The sequence below is a fragment of the Kitasatospora sp. NPDC054768 genome (assembly GCF_053612025.1).
The window spans coordinates 1-2,780 of record NZ_JBSHBN010000323.1 but is presented as its reverse complement, the minus strand read 5'-3'; the positions used below and the strand labels follow the sequence as shown (position 1 = coordinate 2,780).

The 2,780-nt window shown below is 71.7% G+C and carries 1 protein-coding gene and 1 pseudogene; both read left to right on the top strand.

The window, feature by feature from the left end:
- Nucleotides 1–97, top strand: a pseudogene (locus tag ACWGKU_RS40825) (ABC transporter ATP-binding protein); the annotation flags it as partial.
- A gap of 59 nt (nt 98–156) precedes the next feature.
- Nucleotides 157–2,718: an ABC transporter permease gene (locus ACWGKU_RS40820; protein ID WP_401053578.1), complete on the top strand. Its 2,562-nt coding sequence runs from the start codon at nt 157–159 to the stop codon at nt 2,716–2,718.
- Nucleotides 2,719–2,780 lie beyond the last annotated feature (62 nt).

The window sequence follows — 2,780 nt, the reverse complement described above, 5'->3', positions numbered from 1 at the left end:
CGCCGACGGCCGCATCGTCGACGAACTCCACCACCCCACCGCCGACACCGTCCTGGACCGCATGCGCCGCTTCGACGCCAAGGGCCGCACCAGCTGAGGCCCCCGGCCCCCGAAACGCCACCCGTCCCCGAGTACCCCCAGGACTGACGCCTCCCCATGTTCCGCACCGCACTGCGCAATGTGCTCGCCCACAAGGGCCGGCTGCTGATGACGGTACTGGCCGTCATGCTCGGCACCGCCTTCGTGGCCGGCACGCTGGTCTTCTCCGACACCTTCGGCAACGCGCTGAGGACCCAGAACTCCAAGAGCTACACCGACGTCGCCGTCACGGTCAGCGACCGCGAGGCCCGCAACCTCAGCGACGACCACAGCGGCCGGGTCGCCGGACCGACCCTCACCGAGGAGACCCGCACCAAGGTCGCCGCGGTGCCCGGCGCCGCCGAGGTCCGCGGCGTGGTCGGCGGCTTCGCCGGCATCGCCGACACGAAGGGCGCGCTGATCGGCAACGGCTTCTCCACCACCGGCACCAACTACGTGCCGGGCGCCGACGGCACCGACCCGCGCTACCCGCTGGTCGAGGGCCGCGGCCCGAAGGACGCCACCGAGATCGCGCTCGACCGCAAGACCGCCGACAAGGGCGGCTACAAGGTCGGCGACACCGTCCGGGTCGCGGTCAACGGCCCGGTGATGAAGCTCAAGCTCACCGGCACCCTGACCACCAACGACCCGCGCGTGGTGGCCGGCGGCTCGCTGGCCGCCTTCGACACCGCCACCGCCCAGCGGCTCTACCTGACCCCGGGCCGCTACGCCGAGCTGGACGTCAAGGCCAAGCCGGGCACCGACGACGACGCGCTGCTCACCGCCGTCAAGCAGGCCGTCCCGCAGGGCGACTTCATCGAGGCCAGGACCGGGCGTGACCTCGCCGCCGAGCAGGACGAGATGATCAGGAAGGGCACCACCGTCCTGACCACCTTCCTCATGGGCTTCGCGGGCATCGCGCTGTTCGTCGGGATCTTCATCATCGCCAACACCTTCACCATGCTGGTCGCCCAGCGCACCAAGGAACTGGCCCTGCTGCGCGCCGTCGGCGCCACCCGCCGCCAGATCACCCGCTCGGTGCTGGTCGAGGCCGTGCTGGTCGGTCTGACCGCCTCGGTGACCGGTCTGCTGGCGGGCATCGGCATCGCCGCCGGACTCAAGTCGCTGCTCAACGGCCCGATGGACGCCAACCTTCCGGACGGCCCGCTGATCGTCGCCCCCGGCACGGTGCTCGCCGCGCTCGCGGTCGGCGTGCTGGTGACGGTGCTGGCCGCCTGGCTGCCCGCCCGCCGGGCGTCCCGGATCGCCCCGGTGGCGGCGATGAGCTCGGCCGAGCAGCCCGCCACCCAGAAGGGCCTGCGGGTCCGCAACGCCATCGGCCTGCTGTTCTCGCTGGCCGGCCTCGTCTCGCTGGCGGCCGGTGTGGCCGGCAAGGAGGTCAAGCTGGTCGGCCTCGGCGCCGGTGCGCTGCTGATCGGCGTGTTCGTGCTGACCCCGCTGCTGTCCCGACCGCTGATCGCGCTGTTCGCCCCGCTGCTGCGCGCCGTGTACGGCGCACCGGGCAAGCTGGCCCAGGAGAACGCGATCCGCAACCCGCGCCGCACCGCCGCCACGGCCTCGGCGCTGACCATCGGCGTCACCCTGATCACCTCGCTGACCGTGATCGGCGCCTCGGTGAACCAGGCGGTGGACAAGGCCGCCGAGACCGACCTCAAGGCCGACTACACGGTCGCGATGCAGAACTTCTCGAAGCTCTCCCCCGAGGTCGCCGCCCAGATCGCCAAGGCGCCCGGCGTCAGCGTGATCAGCACCGAGCGCGGCGTGACCGTCACGACCGGGCAGAACGGGGAGGACAGTGAGTGGATGACCGCGGTGGACGCCGCGACCATCGACCAGCTGGCCACCGTCAAGGTCAAGGAGGGCTCCGCGGACGCCCTCAAGCAGGGCAAGCTGCTGGTCAGTTCGGGCCGGGCCGAGCATGCCGGCTACAAGGTCGGCGACGCCCTCGCCGTCACCTACCCGGACGGCGCCAAGGGCTCGCTGACCGTCGGCGGCATCCTGGAGGCCAACACCGCGCTGGCGTCGGTCGTCGTCCCGGAGGCCGTGGTCGGCCCGCACCTGGCGCCCGGCACCGGCCTGGAGAAGGTCCTGGTCAAGGGCACGAACGGCGCGACCGAGGAGCTGAAGCAGGCGCTGCGCGACGCGACCGGCGGCAACCCGCTGATCGCGGTCAAGGGCGCGAAGGAGATCAAGGCGGAGAACCGCCAGATGATCACCGGAATCCTGAACATGATGTACGGCCTGCTCGGCATGTCCGTGGTCATCGCGGTGCTCGGCGTGGTCAACACCATGGCGATGTCGGTGTTCGAGCGCCGCCGGGAGATCGGCATGCTGCGGGCGATCGGCCTGGACCGGCTCGGCATCCGCCGGATGGTCCGGCTGGAGTCGCTGCTGATCGCGCTGTTCGGCGGGCTGGTGGGTGTCGGCCTCGGCATCCTGGTCGCCTGGGCGGGCGTGCGCACGCTGGCGGACAGCCTCAAGGACATCACCACCGTCGTCCCGCCGGTGCAAACCGTCGGCTTCCTGCTCGCGGCCGCCGTGATCGGTCTTCTGGCCGCGCTCTGGCCGGCCCACCGGGCGGCCAAGCTGGACATCCTGGACTCGATCAAGAGCCAGTAGCGGTCCGGAGGTGCGGAAACCCGGAGCCCCCGGGGCGGTTCTCGTCGAACCGCCCCGGGGGT

Bases quoted from the DNA above. Each gene is read 5' to 3' on its own strand.
- ACWGKU_RS40820 (WP_401053578.1), top strand. From the start codon at position 157: ATGTTCCGCACCGCACTGCGCAATGTGCTCGCCCACAAGGGCCGGCTG.